We start from the raw sequence: 567 nt of genomic DNA, 5'->3' as shown, positions 1-567 counted from the left end.
CCACCAAAGTAGTCAAACGCTTGACGGTGGCCATCAAGCCAGGACTGCTGCCGCTGGTCAACACACGCACAGGCAAACAGCATCCCTGAATACGGCAGCGCGGCAACGAAAATGCTGACTTTCGCACCCGGTGTGCCCGCAGGGTCGTACAGGCACATCTTGGTCCCCGCCCAATCCACCTGCATCGTATGCCCTGGTGCATGGGTGATCCGGGCGGTAAGCCCGGCCGCATCGACATGGGAAGCAACCAACTGGCGGAACCGGTCGTAGCTGTAGTGACGCTGACCCGGCTGGGCGGGGATCGTGGTGTACCGAGCCCACAATACTTGCAGTGTTTGCTTCACACGCCCTGTGCGTGCTTTGACGACCGCGTCAAAGTCAATCGGGACGAACTCGCCTTGCCCGCTACTGCGCTTGTCAACGAATATCTCGTCCAGCTCGTCATTCGTCAACGCCGCGACCTGCTGGGCAGTGGTCAAGCCAAGGCTTCGCAGCGCTTGGTTCGCCCGGGAAATCGCGCGGTGCGAGCACCCGAGCTGGTCTTCAATCTGGCGGTAAGAACGCTTC

At 60.8% G+C, this 567-nt stretch carries 1 pseudogene; it reads right to left on the bottom strand.

The window, feature by feature from the left end:
- A pseudogene (locus HMPREF3056_RS01410) lies at nt 1-567 on the bottom strand (IS21 family transposase); the annotation flags it as partial.

Origin of the sequence: Corynebacterium sp. HMSC056F09 (assembly GCF_001815785.1) — a bacterium.
In the GTDB taxonomy this organism is placed as follows: Bacteria; Actinomycetota; Actinomycetes; order Mycobacteriales; family Mycobacteriaceae; genus Corynebacterium; species Corynebacterium hiratae.
This window is presented reverse-complemented; position numbering and strand designations above follow the sequence as displayed.